The sequence below is a fragment of the Tersicoccus sp. Bi-70 genome, assembly GCF_001968825.1.
Taxonomy (GTDB): Bacteria; Actinomycetota; Actinomycetes; order Actinomycetales; family Micrococcaceae; genus Tersicoccus.
This window is the reverse complement of record NZ_MIEU01000002.1, coordinates 358,588-378,219: the sequence shown is the minus strand read 5'-3', so window position 1 is coordinate 378,219 and position 19,632 is coordinate 358,588. Positions and strand designations below refer to the sequence as shown.

Annotated in this window: 19 protein-coding genes, 1 pseudogene and 1 riboswitch; of the genes and pseudogenes, 11 read left to right on the top strand and 9 right to left on the bottom strand. The window is 69.2% G+C overall.

What is annotated here, in order from left to right; genetic code table 11:
- Positions 1 to 13 precede the first annotated feature (13 nt).
- Positions 14 to 1,006 (bottom strand): arsenic resistance protein, encoded by a 993-nt coding sequence (locus tag BGP79_RS01900; protein WP_369800145.1) that lies wholly within the window; start codon positions 1,004 to 1,006, stop codon positions 14 to 16.
- A gap of 124 nt (positions 1,007 to 1,130) precedes the next feature.
- Positions 1,131 to 2,360 (bottom strand): cobalamin-independent methionine synthase II family protein, encoded by a 1,230-nt coding sequence (locus tag BGP79_RS01895; RefSeq protein WP_076692953.1) that lies wholly within the window; start codon positions 2,358 to 2,360, stop codon positions 1,131 to 1,133.
- A 12-nt stretch (positions 2,361 to 2,372) separates the two neighbouring features.
- Positions 2,373 to 2,464: riboswitch (SAM riboswitch) on the bottom strand.
- Between the two features lie 174 nt (positions 2,465 to 2,638).
- Here BGP79_RS01895 and BGP79_RS01890 point away from each other — a divergent pair.
- Positions 2,639 to 3,619: an aldo/keto reductase gene (locus tag BGP79_RS01890; RefSeq protein WP_076692952.1), complete on the top strand. Its 981-nt coding sequence runs from the start codon at positions 2,639 to 2,641 to the stop codon at positions 3,617 to 3,619.
- Between the two features lie 15 nt (positions 3,620 to 3,634).
- Here BGP79_RS01890 and BGP79_RS01885 read toward each other — a convergent pair whose 3' ends face one another.
- Positions 3,635 to 4,012 (bottom strand): GNAT family N-acetyltransferase, encoded by a 378-nt coding sequence (locus tag BGP79_RS01885; RefSeq protein WP_198928402.1) that lies wholly within the window; start codon positions 4,010 to 4,012, stop codon positions 3,635 to 3,637.
- Between the two features lie 283 nt (positions 4,013 to 4,295).
- On the opposite strand from BGP79_RS01885, the gene BGP79_RS01880 reads away from it, so the two are divergent.
- From BGP79_RS01880 to BGP79_RS01870, 3 genes are read left to right on the top strand one after another with little or no spacing between them, the layout of a single operon-like run.
- Entirely contained in the window at positions 4,296 to 5,312 is a 1,017-nt protein-coding gene (locus BGP79_RS01880; RefSeq protein WP_076692951.1) for an aldo/keto reductase, read from the top strand.
- A complete protein-coding gene (locus BGP79_RS01875; RefSeq protein WP_369800144.1) occupies positions 5,309 to 6,172 on the top strand; it encodes a CoA transferase in 864 nt (287 codons plus the stop codon). Before BGP79_RS01880 ends, BGP79_RS01875 begins: the two co-directional genes overlap by 4 nt.
- Entirely contained in the window at positions 6,169 to 6,855 is a 687-nt protein-coding gene (locus BGP79_RS01870; RefSeq protein ID WP_076692950.1) for an SDR family NAD(P)-dependent oxidoreductase, read from the top strand. The genes BGP79_RS01875 and BGP79_RS01870 overlap by 4 nt, the downstream gene beginning before the upstream one ends.
- 76 nt (positions 6,856 to 6,931) lie before the next feature.
- On the opposite strand, the pseudogene BGP79_RS17080 reads toward BGP79_RS01870, so the two are convergent.
- From BGP79_RS17080 to BGP79_RS01855, 3 genes and pseudogenes are all read right to left on the bottom strand, one after another.
- Positions 6,932 to 7,228, bottom strand: a pseudogene (locus BGP79_RS17080) (DUF86 domain-containing protein); the annotation flags it as partial.
- A complete protein-coding gene (locus BGP79_RS01860) occupies positions 7,225 to 7,545 on the bottom strand; it encodes a nucleotidyltransferase family protein (RefSeq protein ID WP_076692948.1) in 321 nt (106 codons plus the stop codon). The pseudogene BGP79_RS17080 and the gene BGP79_RS01860, both read right to left, overlap by 4 nt.
- 113 nt (positions 7,546 to 7,658) lie before the next feature.
- Positions 7,659 to 8,759, bottom strand: a complete 1,101-nt coding sequence (locus BGP79_RS01855; protein ID WP_076692947.1) for an NAD(P)-dependent alcohol dehydrogenase — start codon at positions 8,757 to 8,759, stop codon at positions 7,659 to 7,661.
- Positions 8,760 to 8,952: 193 nt separating this feature from the next.
- On the opposite strand from BGP79_RS01855, the gene BGP79_RS01850 reads away from it, so the two are divergent.
- Positions 8,953 to 9,648 (top strand): N-acyl homoserine lactonase family protein, encoded by a 696-nt coding sequence (locus tag BGP79_RS01850; protein ID WP_083701464.1) that lies wholly within the window; start codon positions 8,953 to 8,955, stop codon positions 9,646 to 9,648.
- A gap of 3 nt (positions 9,649 to 9,651) precedes the next feature.
- On the opposite strand, the gene BGP79_RS01845 is transcribed toward BGP79_RS01850, so the two are convergent.
- Complete coding sequence (locus BGP79_RS01845; RefSeq protein WP_233121009.1) at positions 9,652 to 10,593, bottom strand: GIY-YIG nuclease family protein; 942 nt, start codon at positions 10,591 to 10,593, stop codon at positions 9,652 to 9,654.
- Positions 10,594 to 10,596: 3 nt separating this feature from the next.
- On the opposite strand from BGP79_RS01845, the gene BGP79_RS01840 reads away from it, so the two are divergent.
- From BGP79_RS01840 to BGP79_RS01830, 3 genes are read left to right on the top strand one after another with little or no spacing between them, the layout of a single operon-like run.
- On the top strand, positions 10,597 to 11,556 hold the full coding sequence (locus BGP79_RS01840; protein WP_076692945.1) for a macro domain-containing protein: 960 nt from the start codon (positions 10,597 to 10,599) through the stop codon (positions 11,554 to 11,556).
- A gap of 37 nt (positions 11,557 to 11,593) precedes the next feature.
- Positions 11,594 to 11,824 carry a CopG family ribbon-helix-helix protein gene (locus tag BGP79_RS01835; protein WP_076692944.1) on the top strand — a complete coding sequence of 77 codons (231 nt, stop codon included), beginning with the start codon at positions 11,594 to 11,596 and terminating at the stop codon, positions 11,822 to 11,824.
- Positions 11,811 to 12,158: a type II toxin-antitoxin system PemK/MazF family toxin gene (locus BGP79_RS01830; RefSeq protein WP_076692943.1), complete on the top strand. Its 348-nt coding sequence runs from the start codon at positions 11,811 to 11,813 to the stop codon at positions 12,156 to 12,158. Before BGP79_RS01835 ends, BGP79_RS01830 begins: the two co-directional genes overlap by 14 nt.
- 4 nt (positions 12,159 to 12,162) lie before the next feature.
- Here the strand turns inward: BGP79_RS01830 and BGP79_RS01825 are convergent, their stop codons facing one another.
- Positions 12,163 to 13,122, bottom strand: a complete 960-nt coding sequence (locus BGP79_RS01825) for a LysR family transcriptional regulator (RefSeq protein WP_076692942.1) — start codon at positions 13,120 to 13,122, stop codon at positions 12,163 to 12,165.
- A 114-nt stretch (positions 13,123 to 13,236) separates the two neighbouring features.
- On the opposite strand from BGP79_RS01825, the gene BGP79_RS01820 reads away from it, so the two are divergent.
- From BGP79_RS01820 to BGP79_RS01810, 3 genes are all read left to right on the top strand, one after another.
- Positions 13,237 to 13,707, top strand: a complete 471-nt coding sequence (locus BGP79_RS01820) for an HtaA domain-containing protein (protein ID WP_076692941.1) — start codon at positions 13,237 to 13,239, stop codon at positions 13,705 to 13,707.
- Positions 13,704 to 17,138, top strand: a complete 3,435-nt coding sequence (locus BGP79_RS01815; RefSeq protein ID WP_076692940.1) for a cytochrome P450 — start codon at positions 13,704 to 13,706, stop codon at positions 17,136 to 17,138. The genes BGP79_RS01820 and BGP79_RS01815 overlap by 4 nt, the downstream gene beginning before the upstream one ends.
- Positions 17,139 to 17,347: 209 nt before the next feature.
- Positions 17,348 to 18,433: a hypothetical protein gene (locus tag BGP79_RS01810; RefSeq protein ID WP_143588258.1), complete on the top strand. Its 1,086-nt coding sequence runs from the start codon at positions 17,348 to 17,350 to the stop codon at positions 18,431 to 18,433.
- A 163-nt stretch (positions 18,434 to 18,596) separates the two neighbouring features.
- Here the strand turns inward: BGP79_RS01810 and BGP79_RS01805 are convergent, their stop codons facing one another.
- A complete protein-coding gene (locus BGP79_RS01805) occupies positions 18,597 to 19,631 on the bottom strand; it encodes an Eco57I restriction-modification methylase domain-containing protein (protein WP_076692938.1) in 1,035 nt (344 codons plus the stop codon).
- Position 19,632: the final 1 nt, after the last annotated feature.

Below are 19,632 nucleotides of genomic sequence, written 5' to 3'. Positions count from 1 at the left end.
TTCAGTTCGCGTCTCACCGCGCCGGGATCAGCCGCGGCACCAGCCGGACGAGGATGACCATGACGACCAGCTCCACGAGGGTCTGGGTCACGACGACGAGCGGCACGAGCGCGAACGCCGGAGGCAGGGCGAAGGTCACCGGCAGCACGACCAGGGAGTTGCGGGTGACGCCGGTGAAGACGAGGGCGCGCCGGGCGGCGACGTCGAGCCCGGCGAGGCGGCCCGCGAGCAGCCCGAGCGCCACCATCACGGCGGCGAAGAGGACGAAGACGGGCACGGCCGGGGCGACCGCCGGCAGGTCCCGACCCACCCGGTGGACCTGGGAGGCGACGACGACGGCGAGCGTCGCCATCATCAGCGGCACCATGGCCGCACCGGCGGCGTCGCCGAGCACGATCGCCGGGCGCACGCCGCGGGTGACGGCCGCCTGCGTCAGCCCGGCCGCGACGAGCGGCAGCACGATCAGGACGAGGAAGGCCCGGAGGAACGGGCCGAGATCGATCAGGTGCAGCACGTCCGGACCGACGGCGAGGGCGATCACGAGCGGAACCACGGCGATCTGGACCAGCGTGAGCAGCGGCGTCGTGGCGACCAGCCGGTCGCTGGCGCCACCGGCGAGGCCGGTGAAGACGATGACGTAGTCGACACACGGGGCCAGCAGCACCAGGAGCACGCCGAGCAGCAGCGCGGGCCGACCCGGGACGAGTCCGCCGACCACGCCCGCGAGCGCCAGCACGACCACCGGCACCACGAGGAAGTTCACCGCCAGCACGGTGGCGACGAAGCGCCGGTCGGTCAGCGCACGCCCGATCCGCGTGATCGGCACGGCGAGGAACGTCGCGTAGAGCAGCAGCGCGAGCACCGGAGTGATGGCGGCCTCGGCAGGGGCGGCGAGCCCGGGAGCGGCCAGCCCGACGACGACGCCGACCGCGATCGATCCCAGGTACATCGCCACCTGGTGCCGTCCGAGCCACGCCGCGGCACTGGTACCGGTCCCTGTCGTCACCCCTCCATGCTGCCGCAGGAAGCGGCACGGAACGGCGCCCGGCCCCAGGCGGCGCTACCCTCAGACGCCGGAAGGCCCGGACCCCGTCGCACGGGATCCGGGCCGTCCTGGTACGGCGCGGAACTCAGACCAGCACGTCGGCCGTCTTCCACAGGCGCTTGCTGGCCAGGGCGGCACCCTGGCCGAGCGCCTCGAGCTTGGCGGCGGCGATCTGCGGGTGGACGCGACCGCCGAGCCCGCAGTCCGTGGAGGCGATCACGCGTTCGCGGCCGACGAGGGAGGCGAACCGCTCGATCCGGTCCGCGACCAGCTCCGGGTGCTCGATGACGTTGGTCGCGTGAGAGACGACGCCGGGGATGATCGACTTGCCGTCGGGCAGCACCGTGTCCTCCCAGACGCGCCACTCGTGCTCGTGCCGGACGTTGCCGGCCTCGAACGAGTAGGCGCCTGCGTTGATCTGCAGCACCGTGTCGACGATGTCCGCGAACGGGATGTCGGTGGTGTGCGGGCCGTGCCAGGAGCCCCAGCACACGTGCAGCCGGACCTTTTCCTCCGGGATGCCGCGCAGGGCCCAGTTGGTGGCCTCGACACGCACCTTGAGGAAGTCCAGGTAGTCCTCGACCGTGGGCTCCGGGTTGACCTGGTCCCAGCTCTCGGCGAGCGACGGGTCGTCCAGCTGGACGGTCAGGCCGCCGTCGACGATCGCGAGGTACTCCTCGCGCATGGCCTCGGCGCTCGCCCAGACCAGCTGCTCGGGCGTCTTGTAGTAGGCATTGCCGATCCGCGCGCACGAGCCGGGCGAGAGGGAGGCGAGGAAGCCGTCCTGCACGCCCGCCTTCGCGAGGGCGGTCGTCAGGTTGGTGACGTCCGAGCGCACCAGGTCGTGCCCGGTGTAGGTCAACGGGGCGACGACCTTGGGCTGGATGACGGGCTTGCGGCCGGTCAGGACGCCGCCGTTGGGGTCGGTGTAGGCCTCGCGGAACCGGGACCAGTCCCGGCGGTCCGGGAAGGACGTGAGGACGATGTTGCCGGGGCTGGACCGGTGCACCTCGGGATCGGCCCAGCGGTCGCCGTCGCCGGGCTGCAGGCCGCCGAGGCGGGAGAACGAGTAGTTCCACCAGGCCCCGTAGTCGACGTCGTTGCTCATCTCGTGGCCGTACTCGCCGTCGTTCGGGATGTCGATGCCGACCGCCTTCTGCCGGGCGACGATGTCGACGACGGACGCCTCGAGCAGCTCGCGGAACTCGTCGGTGATCCCGTTCGCCTGCCGGGCCGCGTTGGCGGCGAGCAGCTCCGGGGTGCGGGGCAGCGACCCGGTGTGGGTCACGCGGATGTGGTCGGTGTTCAAGGTCATGGCAGGGCCACCTCTCCATCGGTCCTGGCAGTAGCACCGTGCCCGCGGTCGGGGGGTTGCTGCGGCGTCGTCGAGCCAGGTCTCTCAGCCGCTCCGGATGGTTACCCCGCCAGAACTACCAGAGGCGCGATCGGGGTCGCAAACATGTCGTCGCCCACGGACGCCCGGACACCGAGCCTCTATTCCCGCCCAGCGGTGTACTGACAGGGCCTCCTTCCCGCCGCCGGCCCGGCGTAGCGTCGGACCCGAGACAGACATCGAGGCGAGAGGACACCGTCATGGAGTACACGCGACTGGGATCGTCAGGACTGAAGGTCAGCCGCATCGTGCTCGGCTGCATGAGCTTCGGCACGCCGGGTTCGCAGCTGGAGTGGTCGCTGGGCGACGACGACGCCGAGCCGATCTTCCGGCAGGCCGTGGAGGCTGGGGTCACCTTCTGGGACACCGCCAACATCTACGGGCACGGCTCCTCGGAGGAGATCGTCGGCCGCGCCATCGACAAGTACACCTCCCGCGAGCAGGTGGTCCTCGCGACCAAGCTCTTCTCCCCCATGCACGACGGCCCGGGCGGTCAGGGCCTCTCCCGCAAGGCCGTGATGGAGCAGGTCGACGCGTCCCTGAAGCGCCTGGACACCGACTACATCGACCTCTACCAGATCCACCGGTTCGACCCGGAGGTCCCGGTCGAGGAGACCATGGAGGCGCTGCACGACGTCGTCAAGGCCGGCAAGGTGCGCTACCTCGGCGCCTCCTCGATGTGGGCGTGGCAGTTCGCGAAGCTGCAGAGCGCCGCGTTCGAAGGCGGCTGGACCCCGTTCGTCTCGATGCAGGACCAGTACAACCTGCTGATGCGCGAGGAGGAGCGGGAGATGTTCGGCCTGCTCGAGGACCAGGGCGTCGGCTGCATCCCGTGGTCGCCGCTCGCTCAGGGCAAGGTCGCGCGCCCGTGGGGCCAGCAGGGCACCAAGCGCTCCGACGAGGACCGGCAGACCGACATGTTCGGCCGGCCGCTGTGGCGCGACGGTGACGAGCAGGTGGTCGACGCCGTCGAGACCATCGCCAAGAACCGCAACGTCTCGATGGCGCAGGTCGCCCTCGCGTGGGTGCTGCACCACCCCGTCGTCACGGCGCCGATTGTCGGCGCCACCAAGCAGCACCATCTCGAGGATGCCGTCGCGTCCCTCGACCTGGAGCTGACCGACGACGAGGTTGCCGCGCTCGAGGAGCACTACGAGATGCGCGAGCCGACCTTCTTCTGAGGCATGGCGCGTCGATCAGCCGTGTTGCTGCTCGACCTGCTCCAGGAGCGGGTCGCGCAGCCCCACGGCGTCGTGCCGCCACCACACCTCCGGGTACACGATCCGTCCGGTCATCCACGGCTCATCGTCCTGACCGAGGATGACCTGGCACGCGGCCGGCGGGATGCGGTCGGACGGCGGGACGATGCCGTGGTCGCCCGCGGCGTCGAACCCGCGTGCGCCGTAGTAACCCGGGTCGCCCTCGAGCGCGAGGACAGGCGAGCGCCGCAACGCCGCCTTCACCGCGGTGCGCAGCAGCAGGCCGCCGATCCCGGACCGCTGCCGGTCGGGAACCACGGACAGCGGGCTGAGCAGGACGATGTCGACCAGGCGCGCGCGCGGGCATCCAGCCACGCGTGGCTCAGTCCCACGTGTCCGACGACGTGATCGCCCTCGACGGCGACGTACCCGTCGTGCCACAGCCGGGCGGAGCGGACGTCGTGCCAAAGGGTGGCCACCGTCTCGCCCTCCTCGGCGAACGCGGCTCTGATGACGGCGTCGACACCAGGCTCGTCGTCCGCGCGCTCCGCCCTGACCTGCCGACTCGTCTCGCTCACGGCCACATTCTAGGAAGCGGTCGCCCGATCCCGCACGCATGACCGACGACACCACCTACGCATCCACGCAAGGAGATCCCATGGACTACCGCTCCCTCGGACGCACCGGCGTCCAGGTCAGCCCGCTCTGCCTCGGCGCCATGATGTTCGGCCCCTGGGGCAACGACGACCGCGCCGACGCCATCCGCATCATCCACCGTGCGCTCGACGCCGGGATCAACGTCGTCGACACCGCCGACGTGTACTCGGCCGGGGTCTCGGAGGAGATCGTCGGCGAGGCGCTGAAGGACCGACGCGACGACGTCGTGCTCGCCACCAAGTTCGCGCTGCCGATGGACGACGACGTCAACCACCGGGGTGGGTCGCGCCGCTGGATCATGCGCGAGGTGGAGAACTCGCTGCGTCGACTGCAGACCGACCACCTCGACCTCTACCAGGTGCACCGGCCGAGCGCGGACATCGACGTCGAGGAGACCCTCGGTGCGCTCACCGACCTCGTGCGGCAGGGCAAGGTCCGCTACCTCGGCTCCTCGTCCTACTCGGGGTCGCAGATCGTCGAGGCGCAGTGGGCGGCGCGGGAGCGCCACCTCGAACGGTTCGTCACCGAGCAGCCGCCGTACTCGATCCTCGTCCGGGGCATCGAGGAGGACGTGCTGGCCACGACGCAGCGGTACGGCATGGGCACCCTGACGTACAGCCCGCTCTCCGGCGGCTGGCTCTCGGGCCGGTACCGGAAGGACGCGCCGAGTGCCCCGGCTTCGAGCCGTCGGCCGAGCGCCCGGTTCGACATGGACGCTCCCGCCAACCAGCGCAAGCTCGACGTCGTCGAGGACCTGGCGCAGCTGGCCGAGAGCGCGGGCATGAGCCTGATCGAGCTGTCCATCGCGTTCGTCATCAACCACCCTGGCGTCACCTCGGCGATCGTCGGGCCGCGCACGATGGAACAGCTGGAGTCCTACCTGCCGGCCGCGGACATCACGCTGACGGACGACGTGCTGGACCGGATCGACGAGATCGTCGCCCCGGGCGTCACACTCAACCCCGACGACAACAGCTACGGCGACCGGGAGCTGCAGCCGGCGTCGCGCCGCCGGTGACGTCCTTGACCCAGCAGCCGCTCCCCCTGGCCGGCGTCACCGTCGTCTCGCTCGCGATCAATCTGCCGGGCCCGCTGGCCGTCGCGCGGCTGGCAGCGCTCGGGGCAGCGGTGACGACGGTCGAGCCGCCGTCCGGTGACCCCCTGCGGGCCGCCGCACCGGACTGGTACGCCGAGCTGCACCGCAATGTGACCGTGGAGACGCTCGGCCTGAAGCAGGAGTTCGCTCGCCTCGAGGAACTGCTCTCCGGCGCGGACGTGCTCGTGACGGCGATGCGGCCTGACGCAGCCGCACGGCTCGGGTTGCCCGAGCTGGTCGCGCGGCTCGGCCTGGCCCACGTCGAGATCGTCGGACACGACGACGGCCGGCCCGGGCACGACCTGACGTTTCAGGCGGAGGCCGGGCTACTGTCCTCGACCGACGCGGAGTCGTCGATGCCGGTGGCTCCCGTCGCCGACCTGCTCGGTGCCGAACGGGCGGTGTCCGCGACGCTCGTCGCCCTGCGGCTGCGGGAAGCGGGTGCCCCGGCGCACCAGCGCGTCGTCCTCGCCGAGGCGGCGCACGACGCGGCGGCCGCCCTCCGTCACGGGCTCACCGGTCCCGGTACGCCGCTCGGCGGCGGCCTGGATCAGTACGGTCTGTACGCGACGGCCGATGGACACGTCGCCGTCGCGGCCATCGAACCGCACTTCATGGCGCGGCTGACGCAGCTGGTCGGAGCCACCCGTGAGCAACTGACCGCGCGATTCGCGGAGCAGACGTCGGCGGCGTGGGAGCGGTTCGGCCGCGAGCAGGACCTGCCCATCGTCACCGTCCACCAGATTTCCCAGCACGACCAACCAACCGAAGGAGACACATGAGCACCATCGCCATCGTCGGAGCAGGCAAGGGACTCGGCGCCGCCGTCGCCCGCAGGTTCGGATCCGAGGGGTTCGATGTCGCGCTGATCGCGCGCAATCAGGAGCGGGTCGACGCGCTGGCCGCGGAGCTGCAGGGTGAGGGCATCATCGCCCGCGGGTACACCGCGAACGTGCGGGACCCGCAGTCGCTGATCGCCGCGCTGGATCAGGCGACGCAGGAGCTGGGCCTGATCGAGGTGCTGCAGTACAGCCCGCTGCCGCAGAAGGAGTTCCTGCGCCCGGTCCTGGAGACCACCGTCGCGGACCTCAAGGGCGCCGTCGAGTTCTCGATCTACGGCCCGGTCGCCGCCGCGCACCAGGTGCTGCAGGGCATGCGCACGCTGGGGACGGGCTCGATCCTGTTCGTCAACGGCGGGTCCGGCGCCAAGCCGAGCTCCGGGGTCGCGGGCACATCAATCGCCTTCGCCGCTGAGACGGCGTTCGCCGCCATGCTGCACGAGACGCTGAAGGACGAGAACATCGGCGTCGGGCAGATCATCATCCCGGGCGCGATGGGCGACGAGGGCTCGGGCAAGAGCCCCTCCGACGTCGCCGAGAAGCTCTGGCACCTGCACACGCACCACGACGAGTTCCGGGTGTACGCGGAGGAGCTACCGGGGGCGTGGGAGCCGACGGCTTCCTGACGTCGGCTAATACGAGAGGCGAGCCCTGACACCACCGGTGTCGGGGCTCGCTGTCGTTCGTCGAGATCGCGTCCAGGAGTGCGGGCAGATCGTTGTCGACGATGTCCCGCACGAGTTCGACATTCACCCGGAAGTATTCGTGCACGACGACGTTGCGGAGGCCCGCCATCGACGCCCACGGAGTACCGGGTCGACTTTGTCTGACAGCATCCGGCAGAGCTTTCACTGCTTCACCGATCACCGCGTGATTCCTCAGAATGGCGTCGTAGGCCATAGCGGCAAGGTCAGGCGAGTCCAGACTTTCGCGATAGACGAGGCATCGATTGATGGCTGCCGTGATGTCCTCGAACCGATCAATGGTCGACCTGCTCACACCGCCACCGCATCGGCCAGTGCTGTTGCCGATACCCGCTCGCGCAGCAGCGATTCGGCCACGACGTCGACCCTCGCACCGATGAGAAGCGACAGTTCTTCTGACAAGCCGGCCACGCGGAGCAGCTCGTTGCCGGCGCCCGGTGCGAGATCGACGAGAACATCGATGTCGCTGTCGTCGCCGGCCTCACCACGGGCAACGGACCCGAAGAGGCGGGGATTCGTTGCGCCATACCGGGTCAAGAACGCGGCCAGTCCCGTCCGGTTCTCGCGAAGGGCGGCTCGTAGTCGAAGCGCACTCGGGGTCGGCACACTCATGACCCAAGGCTAGTGTCTGACGTTGGCGGCATCAGTAGACACTGTCCGGGTGTTGCCGGCCTTCTCCGCGCGTACTGGCCGTGACGGGCGCCGTCGGAGCGCGGCAAGCGCCGTCAGAACGTGATGATCGGCTTGATCGTCTTCCCGCTCTTCGAGTCCGCGAATGCCTGGTTGATCTGATCCAGCGGGTACGTCTGCGTGAGCTTCTCGATCGGGAACCTCCCCTGCCGCCACAGGTGCACCAGCGTCGGTATGAACTGCTGCGGGACGGCATCGCCCTCGATGATGGTGCGGAAGGACCAGCCCTTCATCAGAGACGTGCCGACCTCGAACGTCACCTCGTCGCCCGGCGCCGGCGCCCCGACCAGACCCACGCGCCCGTTGATGCCGACCGAGTCGGCGGCCTGACGGGTGACGGCAGTGATGCCCGTGGTGTCCAGGGCGACCCGGAAGCCCTCTCCCCCGGTGATCTCCTGCACGCGCGCCGCGAGGTCCTCGGAGCCGGAGTTGATCGTGTGGGTGGCGCCGTACCCCTTCGCCGCTTTCAGCCGCGAGTCGACGAGGTCGATGGCGACGATCGTCGTCGCCCCGATGGCGGCCGCGGCCATCGTCGCCGCGGACCCGACGGCACCGGTGCCGAAGATCGCCACCGACTCCCCCGGGCGGACCGCCATCGAGTTCATGATCGCGCCGGCACCGGTCATCAGCCCGCAGCCGAGCGGCCCGAGCAGCTCCAGCGGGGCGTCGTCGTCGACCTTGACGACGGAGCGCTCGGCGGCGTTGACGTGCGTGGCGAACGACGACTGCCCGAAGAAGTGCGAGGACACGGACGTGTCGCCGTCGCGCAGCGCCGTGGAGCCGTCCGGCCGGGTGCCGCCGAAGTTCCGCTCGTACATCTCGACGCAGTAGCACGAGCGGCCGGTCAGGCACTGCCGGCAGGCGCCGCACGAGTTGTAGCCGAGCACCACCTTGTCGCCGGGCTTCACCGACCTGACCGCGGAGCCGATCTCCTCGACGACGCCGGCACCCTCGTGGCCGAGCACGGCCGGCAGCGGCGTCGGGTACACCTGGTCGCGGATGATCGCGTCGGTGTGGCAGACGCCGGTGGCGACGATCTTGACGCGCACCTCGGTGGGGCGGAGGTCGTCCAGCTGCAGGGTGGTGACCTCGAAGGGCTGGCCCTTGCCCCGGGTGATCGCAGCGGTGATGTCCATCGATGACTCCTGTCGGTCGATCGGCGGCCGGCACGGCGCGGTTCGCTGGGGTCCGGCTCTGGGACGGACTCTAGGCGTCGGGGTGGACGGGCGACACCCCGGGTCACGCTGCGGACGACGACTGACCGCGTGATGGGTCGGCTCGCGGCGGCCCCGGTTCCGGCCGACCGGTGTCCGGAGTAGAAAAGCACGCATGGAACACGATGAGCAGTCCCCGTCCGCATCACCCTCCGGGAACGGCGAGGAATCCGGGCGGCAGACCGCGACGCCGACCATCACGCCCATCCTCGTGGGCGACCTGTTAGTCGGAGAGGACGAGCGGATGCCGATCTACGTACACGTGATCGACCACCCCGACGGGCGCGTGCTCGTCGACACCGGCCTGACGGAGCTGCATCCGGCCGTCGCCGACATGGATCCCCGCCTGGTTCCTCTGGACACGCAGGAGGGGTTCGACATGGCCGGCATCGACTTGGTCGTCAACACCCACCTGCACTTCGACCACTGCGGCGGCAACCGCCTCTTCGCGGGCACGCCGATCCACGTCCAGCGTCGGGAGCTCGACGACGCACGGGGCCAGAACGACTACACGATCCGCGAGTGGGTCGACGCACCCGGCGTCGAGTATGTGGCCGACGACGGCGAGGTAGAGCTGCTGCCTGGCATACGGCTCGTCCCGACGCCGGGCCACACGCCGGGCTCGCAGGTGGTCGTGGTGGAGACGGGTGGGCGGCCGGCGGTGATCGCCGGGGACACCGTCGTGTTCCACGCCGAGCTCGACGAGCCGGAGACGGAGGGACAGCGGCTGATCCGCGCGCTCGATCCGGAGCTGGTCTGGTTGTCGCACGCGCACGAGCCGTGGCGGCGACCGGGTGAGCGGCGGGGCTGAAGGTCAGTTCCGGTTGTGCCCGAACTCGCGAGACAGCAGCGCCCGCTTGTAGTGCGCTTCCGCGGCGTCGACCTCGTCGTCCGGGTCGTGCGGATCGAACACCCGCAGCACGCTGTACTGGAAGTTCCGAGCGTGCCGCGGGTCCTCGCCGATCACGCGCTTCAACTCGACGTTGCCACCGTGGCCGTCCTGAGCGTAGGCCCGCCACCTTCCGAGGATCCGCTCGCCGCCGTCGGCCTTGCCGACGTAGAGGCGGCCGTCCTTCCGGTCGGCGATGAGGTAGACGCCTTTGACGAGCGCGAGCGCGTCGCGCCATTGCTCGTAGTCGGGGTCGTCCATCACGCGTCGCAGCTCGGCGTGATCGACCAGCAGGTCGGAGAAACCGGGAAATGGGCGGGTTCGTCTCGGCGCGATCTCCTCGACTGGGAACGACGCCGCGATCGCGCCGCGCTTGGCCCAGTTCACCGCGTCGCCGGACCAGGTAATGACGAGCTTGTCCTTCATGCTGTCCAGCACCGATGAGGGCCGAAGGTCGAAGTACCGATGCACCGCGTCTCGCTGGTCGACGAGCTCGCCGTGGTTCTCGTAGGCGGTGACGAAGCGCGATCGACGCTTGCCGTCCGCCATGAACACCAGCCACAGCCGCGGCGGCGTCTTCATGAACTTGGTGGAAGCGACGCCCTGCTCCCGCGTGTAGGCGAGGACGCGTTCCGGGGTCGCGCCGGCCGGTGACGGGATGCCATCGCGATGATAGGTATGGCGGATCACCAGGACGTCGGCAAGGTCGTCGATGCCCAGGCCGGCCAGGATGTGGCCGAGCTGAAGACGGGCAGCGGGAACCGGCGGGATCGTCATGTGCCCCAGCGTAGGTGTGAGGTCCGACAGTCCACGTCGCTCATCGCCTCGTTGACCTGCGGTTCTGTCGGCGGTGCCCTCTACTCTCATCCTGTGACCACGATCGAGGCCGTCTGCGGCGACATCACCACCGTGGCGGCGGACGCCGTCGTCAACCCGGCTCACCACGCGCTGCGCGGCAGTGACGGCGGGGTCGACCACGCCATCCACGCCGCCGCCGGCCCGACGGTCCTGCTCGACGCCGTCGGGCGTTATCCGGACGGTCTCGCCTCGGGCGACAGCGGGTGGACCACGGCCGGCGACCTGCCGGCCCGCTGGGTGCTGCACACCGTCGTGCCCCACATGCAGGAGGCGCACGGCGGCCGCCGCCTGCTCGAGGCCTGCTACCGGAGCGCCCTCGAACTCGCCGACGACCTGGGCGCCCACACCGTCGCTATCCCGCTGCTGGGTGCGGGATCGCTGGGATGGAACGTGCGGGACTCCCTCGCTGCCGCGCTCGACGCGGTGGCCGCCAGCGATCTGTCGGTCGATCGGGTGCTGCTGGTGACCACGGACGACACCCACCGCGCGGCGGAGTCGGCACTGTTCCAGGCGACGCCGCTGCGCATCCTGCAGGCCGTCCGGCTCCTGCACCGGCGCGGGTACCACCGACTGCGGGCGAGGCCCGGCATGAGCGCGTCCGGCATGTACTGGCGCGTGAGCATCGCGTCCACGGACAACGACGACGGCGACCACGGGTACCGCGACCCGAGCCAAGTCATCTTCTACTCGACCGGCGGCATGACCGAGTTCGCGGGTGGCCAGGTCGACGCGACCACGTCACCCCGGCAGGCAGCCGACCTCATCCTCGCTGCGCTCCCCCGCCTCGAGCCCGCGGCCGACGATCCCGGCTACGCGCAGTGGTACGAGGGCCTGATGCGGCTGGCGGAGCGCGAGCACGCCCTGCCGGTGTCCTACGCCGACTACTTCGACCACGAGCAGGGCTGGGAGATCGGCTGGTGCAGCGGACTGCGGTATCCGGAACCGCCGGCCGTCACCCAACGAGGAGCCTGACCCTACCTGCCTTGCTACTGGGAGTAGCATTGCCAGTATGAAGGTGAGTGTCAGCCTGACGCAGAACGATCTCGCGACGCTCGATCGGTATGCCGCACAAGCGGGACTTCCGTCGCGATCCGCAGCCGTGCAACGAGCAATCCGCATGCTGGACGAGGCCGAATTGGAGAGCGCCTACGAGGCCGCCTGGAATGAGTGGGAAGCGACCGGCGAGAAGGACGCGTGGGACACAACGACGGCGGATGGCCTGAACCGTGCTGCGCGGTGAGATCCGCTGGATCGACCTCGATCCAGCCCGAGCCGGTGAAGCCGACAAGCGCCGGCCCGCTGTTGTCGTCAGCAACGACCGGGCCAATGCGACGACGGCGCGTCTCGGCCGCGGCGTCGTGACCGTGGTACCGATGACCAGCAACGTCACACGCGTCCACCCTTTCCAGGTGTTGCTGCCGGCCGACCAGACGGGACTTTCATCCGACTCGAAGGCGCAGGCAGAGCAGGTCCGGTCCGTGGCGATCGATCGCGTTGGCGGGACCGCCGGCCGTGTACCGCCGGATCTGATGCTCCGACTCGACGATGCGTTGCGGCTGCACCTGCAGCTATGACCGATCAGTGCGGCGCCGCCAGCACCTCCCGTGCCAGTTCGACGACCGCCTGCGCCCGCGACGTCAGCGCCAGCCGGTGCGGCCACGCGACGACGACCGGCTCCGCCCGCGGCTCTGGCGTGATCGGCAGCGTCACCAGCCGGCGGCCCTCCGCGCTCGTCTGCACCGCCGTTCGCTGGAACTGCACGCCGTAGCCGAGACCACGCCCCACCAGCGAGCGGACCAGCTCGATGTTCGTCGTCCGGTGCGCCACCTGCGGACGCACCCCGCGGCGCCGCAGCAGCTCCAGTGTGTTGGCCCCGCTCGGCGGCAGGTCGAGCAGGATCAGCGGCTCGTCGGCCAGGTCCCGCACGTCGACCGCGTCCCTGTCCGCCAGTCGGTGCTCGGCCGAGAGGACGACACGCGGCCTCGCCTTGTACAGCGGACGCACCTCCAGCTCGGTCGGCAGCGCCACCTCGTACGCGATCACGACATCCAGCTCCCCCACCGCCAGCCGCGCCACCAGCTCGTCCGTCGTCCCCTCGGTGACGCTCAGCTCCACGCCCGGATGCCGCTCGGCCAGCCGCGCCCACAGCTCGGGCACCACGGTCGGCGCGAGCGTCGAATAGCACCCGACGGCCACCGGCCCCACCGGCACCCCGCCGTGCTCGCCGATGCTCAGGCGCAGCTCGCTCGCCCGCCGCAGCAGGTCCCGCGCCCCGTCGAGCAGCCGGACACCCGACGGCGTCAGGGTCAGTCCGCGCGCTCGACGACGGACGGCCAGCGTTGCCCCGAGGACGGACTCCAGGTCGCTCACCGCGGAGGCGACGGCGTTCGGGGTGACGTACGCGTGCTGCGCGGCCGCCGCGAAGGACCCGTGCTCGGCCGCCGCGACGAAGAGGTCGAGCTGGCGGAGGGTCAGCCGGGCGTCGAGCACGACGTCGGTGGACGGCGGCTCGGTCGGTCCCGTCTCCTGCGGCTCCATCAGCACTCCCCTTGCGTTTGTTGAGCAGAAACAGTCAGTTGCACTGTAGTTGAGAGCTGGCTCACAGTGGAGGGGAATGTCCGATCGCCGTCGACCGGACCGGAGGAGCCCCCCATGATCGCCGCCGTCACGACAGAACCCGGCACCCGCACGTCGTCGTCGTCGTCAAGCCTCATCTGGGCGTTCCACGCCGACTTCACCGCCTACGTCGAACGCCTGGCGGACGGTCGGGTCGACGTCTCCGGGGGCGTCGAGCGCACGGCGGACGGCCGATTCCGATTCCCCGCCGGCAGCACCGGCGCCGTCCACTGGACCGGCCACCACGGCCTGCTCGCCGTCACCCTCGCCGACCTCGTGATCGAGCAGACCGAGGGTGGAGCGAGCGTCACCATCGCCGACCCCTTCGCCGGCCCGTCCCCTCGCGGCGAGCGCATGGTCCTCGCCGACCTCGGCGAACCCGAGGAGACCGGGACCGGCCGCCGGTACACGCGACTGACCCTCGCCGAGTCCGGCGCCGACCTCTTCATGGGCCACTACCCCGCGGGTCTCCCCCTGGCGCCGATCGAGATCGAGGACGCCCGATGACCACCATCACCGACGCCCCCGTCGCCGACTGGGTGTCGATCCCCGAGCTCTACGCCGACCCCTTCCCCACCTTCGAGCGGCTCCGCGCCGAGGGCGGCGTGCACTGGGTCCCCGCCGTCAACCGCTACCTCGTCACCTCCTACGCCGCCGTCCACGACACCGAAATGGACCAGCAGACCTTCTCCGCCAACGAGAAGGGGTCGCTGATGATCCGGGCCATGGGCCACTCGATGCTGCGCAAGGACGACCCGGACCACGCCGTCGAGCGTCGCGCCTGGCAGCCGGTGCTGCGCCCGTCGGTCGTGAAGAAGTCGTGGCTGCCGATCTTCGAACGCAACGCCGAGCGGTACCTCGAGCTGCTGCGGGAGAAAGGTCCCGGCGCGGATCTGGTGTGGGACTTCGCCGCGCCCTTCGCCGCCGAGAACCTGCGCGCCATCACCGGCCTGCACAACGTCACGCAGGAGGACCTGCAGCGCTGGAGCCAGACGATGATCGACGCCACCGGCAACTACGCCGACGACCCGGCCGTGTGGGCGCGCGGCGAGTCGTCGTTCGACGAGGTCGACGACGCGCTGGACGAGATGATCGGCTGGCACCGGCGCCACCCCGACAGCTCGCTGCTCTCCGCCCTGCTCGCCCTGCCCGGGGAGCAGATGCCGATCGAGTCGATCCGCGCCAACCTCAAGATGACCATCGGCGGCGGCCTCAACGAACCGCGCGACGCGATCGGCGTCGCCGCCTGGGCGCTGATGCGCGACCCGGCGCAGCGCGCTCTCGTCGAGACGGACCCGTCCCGGTGGCACGCCGTGTTCGACGAGACGATCCGCTGGGTGGCGCCGATCGGCATGTACTCGCGGCAGACCACGCGCGACGTCGACCTCCAGGGGGTGCGACTGCCAGCCGGCGCGAAGCTGGGCATCTGCCTGCTCTCGGCCAACCGCGACGAGCAGCAGTGGCTCTCGCCGGAGCGGTTCGATCTCACCCGCAGCGGACAGGGCGCGCACCTGGCCTTCGGCAAGGGCGTGCACGTGTGCCTGGGCGCATGGGTCGCGCGCGCCGAGGTCGCCGACGTCGCGCTGCCGGCCCTCTTCAAGGCGCTGCCCGGGCTTGACCTGCACCCCGAGCGGCCCGCGGTGGCCGGCGGGTGGGTGTTCAGGGGCATGGACGCGCTGCCGGTCACGTTCGACACCGGGTCTTCCGGCGCGAGCACGACGACGACAGGTGGGATGGACGCGACGTCGGGCTCCACCATCTCCCCTGCGCGTGCCTCGACGGCCCCGTCGTCCGACCCGGCGCACTCGACTGCCTCGCCGGTCGCCACGACGGTTCCGCCTGCCGCCGCTCCCGCCTCGGCCGGTGCCATCTCGGCCGTGTCGACACCCGCCGAAGCATCATCTCTCCGCCCGCACGTGGCCATCATCGGCGCCGGCCCTGCCGGCTGCTACACCGCCCAGGCCGTCCTGCGCCGGCTGCCCGGCGCTCAGGTGACCGTCTACGACGCCCGCCCCACTCCGTACGGCCTCGTCCGGTCCGGGGTGGCCGCCGACCATCAGGGCACCAAGGCCGTCGCCGACCAGTTCGCCCGCCTCTTCGACCACGACGGCGTCCGGTTCGTCGGCTCCACCCGAGTGCACACCGGTCGCGTCGCCGAGGACGTCGTGCTCCGCGGCCGTCCTGCGCAGGACGCCCCCGCGGTCCGATCCCAGGACGCCGCCGGCGCTGAGCTCACCCTGCAGCAGCTGCGTGACACGCACGACGCCGTGGTCGTCGCCACCGGGCTCACCGGGGACGTGGCGCTGGCGGTGCCGGGTGCGCTGATCGACGGCGCTCCCCGACCCGGACTGTTCGGCTCCGGGGAGCTGACCCGGCTGCTCAATGGTGATCCGGCCGCGTGCGTTACTGCCTCGCTACCGACGCTCGGCCGTTCCGCCGTCGTCGTCGGCATGGGTAACGTGGCCATGGACCTGATCCGCTTGACCGTCAAGCGCGCCGAGCACCTGGCCGACTCCGACATCCACGACGAGGCCCACACCGCCCTGACCCGGGACCTCACCACGTTGCACGTGGTCGGCCGGTCGCTACCTGCCACGGCGAAGTTCGACCCGGTGATGCTCCGCGAGATCCTCGACCTGCCCGGCATCGAGCACGTCGTCCATGGCGTCAGCCTTGCCCAGCTTGAGGCCGCCGGCGACCCGCGATCGGAGCTCGTCGCTGAGCTCATCCGCTCCGGCGTTGCTACCTCAGGTGCCGGCGTTGCCCTGCGGGTGGAGTGGTGGATCGGCTACGTCCCCGCCGAGGTCCACGGCCATCACCAGGCTGCCCACGACGAAGCCGGTGACGCGGCCGGTGGCGAGCCTGATGGCGAGGCCGAAGACCGCTCAGTTGAGGGGCTCGCAAAGGACGCTAAGACTCTTCACGTCGGCGCGCTCTCCATCGCCGCGTGCGATCAGGCGGCCGGCGCGGAGAACGCGTTCGTGCGGCTGGACGCGGACGCAGTGGTCACCGCCATCGGCTTCCACGGGTGCGCGGACGACCTTGTCGGCTCCCTCGGCGGCCTCGAAGAACGGACCCGGGAGACGGGGCGGATCGAGCCGGGTCTCTACGTGGCCGGCTGGGCACGTCGTGGGCCCTACGGGACCATCCCCTCCCAGCGCACCGATTCCCGCGAGCTGGCCGAGACTATCGCCGCCGACCTCGCAGGCATTGATGCCCCCTCGCGTTCGTCCCGGCCTAGCGGCCCAGCGCGCGGCTACACCGCGCTCGTTCCCTACCTGGGACGGGCGACGGACTGGGCCGGCTGGCGGCGGGTCGACGCCGAGGAACTCGCCCGCGCAACCGCCGGCCGGATCCGCGGCAAACTGCGCGACACCCGGGAGCTGCGCCTGCTGGCGTCCGCCGCCGTCGGCGCCCCCGAGCGCGCCGTCCGAGGTGCCGCCGAGGTGGTGAGCATCGCTGCCGACCTACCGCCACTGACAGTTCTGTTCGGCACCGAGTCCGGCAACGCCGAACTCGGTGCCGAGGAACTGGGCCGCCACCTGGCTGACCGGTTCGCCATTACCATCCGCGACATCGGCACCCTCGATACCACCGACGTCACAGCGGCCCTGGATCGCACCACGCCGCACCTGTTGGTGTGCTCCACTTATGGCGACGGCGAGCTCCCCACCACCGCCCGAGGCTTCCACCAGGCCCTGCTCGAGCAGAAGCCCGACCTTACCGGCCTGCGCTACGCGATGTTCGGGCTCGGCGACCGCTCCTACCCCTCCACCTACTCGCGCGGCTCGGAGATTCTCGACGAGACCCTCCGCCGCCTCGGCGCCGAACGCGTCGGCGACTACGGCCGCCATGACGCCGCCAGTGGCACGTCGGCAGCGGAAAACGTGCTCCCGTGGGTCGATCGCGTTGTCGAGTCGTGCGCGGCCCGGACGTAAGCAGGGAGGTCCTCCAAGGCCATCCGCGGTGACGGACGCAGTCGGCGCCACTGCCGGGACGACGGAGGGCGTCTCGACGCCTCGGATCGTGCCTCACCGGATCGACGCGAAGACACGGCTCTTCGCAGTAGAGCCGGAATCCTCTTGCAATGCCGAATGCAGCCTGGGCGCCACTCAGGCAAAGGCAGAGATGTGGCATCGTTCTGGACATGACGAGTATCGCAGTGTGGAATTGCGCTGACGAACAGTTGACGCACGCGGATGACGAGGTGCGAAGTCTCGAACTCTGTCGATCGAGCGAGGTCGACGTCGTCGTCGCGAGTCACGCCCTCGAATGGGACGGGCTCGGCAGCTTCATCGCATCCTTGGAACCAACCATCTTCCACTTCATCGGTCACGGCACGACCCGCGGCGAGATCGAGGTCAACGAAGGACGCAGGACCGTCGCACGTTCCATATCATCGGTTCTGGAGGTGGTGCGCGCTGCCAGTCCAGCTCTCGAAGGCGTGTATCTGAGCGGTTGTCACACCTCGGTCCCGGGACCCGAGGTGCTCGAGCTTGTTGCCCCGAGCGGCGGCTGGGTCGTCGGCACGTCTGACGCTGTAGAGGATGACGTTGCATCGATGTTCACCCAGAAGTTTTACGAGCACCTCCTCGACCCAAACGTCGATGCGAGCGCGGCGTTCGGTCTCGCCAAGGCCTACGTCGAAGCCGACCTGGGTGACGCCATACCACACAGCGTTTGGATGGCATTGTCGTCAATGCCATCGGTGGACGCGATGGCGCGAACTGTGCTCAGTGCGCTCCGGAATGTCTTCGACCGCAGCGCGATGCAGGTGTCCATGCGTAATGAGTTCTCCTTTGACGAACTCGACCAAGCCCTTCAAGACATGAGCCACGCACTGGGGACAGGACAGGTTTTATCTCGTCGCAACAATGCCTTAATCGCCCCGGTGTCTTTTCCGATTGAGTGGCTGTACGAACCGCGTCTTGCCGGATTCGTCAGCGAGGCAAGAGCAGGAATTTCTACTATAAGGCGAACGCTCGACGTGCTGCGCCAGGGAGCGCGCGGCGATCGGGTGTACGGGAATGTACTGAACTTTGACAATTCGGCATCCCAAGCGGAGTGGATGCAACGGGTCAACAAGGTTGATATGGCGCGAAACAAGATTATAAAGGCGATGAACAAACTCCTGCATGGCTCAGGAACGCCAATCCTGCGACAGATCCCGCTGTCCTTCTCAAAGCAGACGATCGAAAGCGCGCCCAAGAGCCCAGTAAGGCCTCGCCGATGAACTCGCCAGCTCCCGGCTGCTCCACTGGGCCCGAGATCGCGGCCGTCCGGCTCTCAGCCGAGACTCATACTGGACTATGAACGGCCACATTCCGTCGGGATTGCCCTGACACTCCTTGCTTGCGTGGTAGGGACATGCTCTTTCACGGCACGGAGGCGAAGCATCAGTTCATCGGCTTCACGCGGGCCTCGATGAAGTCTATCTCGGTGTCGTCGAAGCCGTACTTGCCGTACAGCTGCTGATCGATCTCTGAGATAGACGTCGACCAGTTGATGTCCGAGTCCACAGTGAAGTCCTGGAGCGGAACGTGCTTCCAGACTTTCGCCGGGTTGTGCTGCGTGATCTTCAGGATGCCGAGCATGACGCGCGCGAACTTGGTCTTCACGTACTTGAGGCATGCAAGAGCATGAGCCTCCTCTTCGAAAGCACCGATTGTGATAAACGTTTGGGTGACGGCAACCCACGGCTCGGCAACTAGCGGGCTGGAGAGCACTTCACCGAGCGTTCCTGATCCGTTTGCAGCCGTGACGACGACCTTGAACTTGCCATAGCTCGCCGGGCCAGCGATGTAGTCCTTGCGGATCCAGCGCGACAATCGCCGATTCTTGATCAGACCAAGAACACGCACATAGTCGTTTTGGTCCTGAGGCTGGTCGGCGTGATACAGAAACGAGAACTGCTCGAAAGTGTTCGTGTTCACCAGCGCTGCGTTGCCCTCAGGACGGAGAGCCCGAGCCTCCGGATGCTGGTCGTACAAAGCATCGGTGTATCGAAACGAGCGGGAGCTTGTGATCTCGGGTGCGATGGATGCGTCGTGCGCTGCGTTGACCTTGTGCAGAATCCCATTGAGCTCTGGGTAGCTCGTGAACGTGTCAATCGGCTCGTCATCACGCCCCTCATCCCAGTAAGTGACAGCGATTCCACCCTTGATGTCAGTGCCAGGGAAGAGGTCGTTGCTGTTGGGCACGTAGTTCGGGACGCTCAGGTGCCGATCCGCGAGCATCTTCTCGTTCCACGCCTTCGGTGTGAACCCAGCGTTGAAGAGGAAGCGTGCCGGCGTGATGAGCACGGCCTTATGCGCGATCTCGTACGCCGCGTCCATGAACAGGTGGTAGACGGGCGTGTCTCGGGTGCCGTCGCCCTGCGCCTCCTCCTGGTAAGGAGGGTTGCCGATCACGACATCGAACTTCTTCCCCATG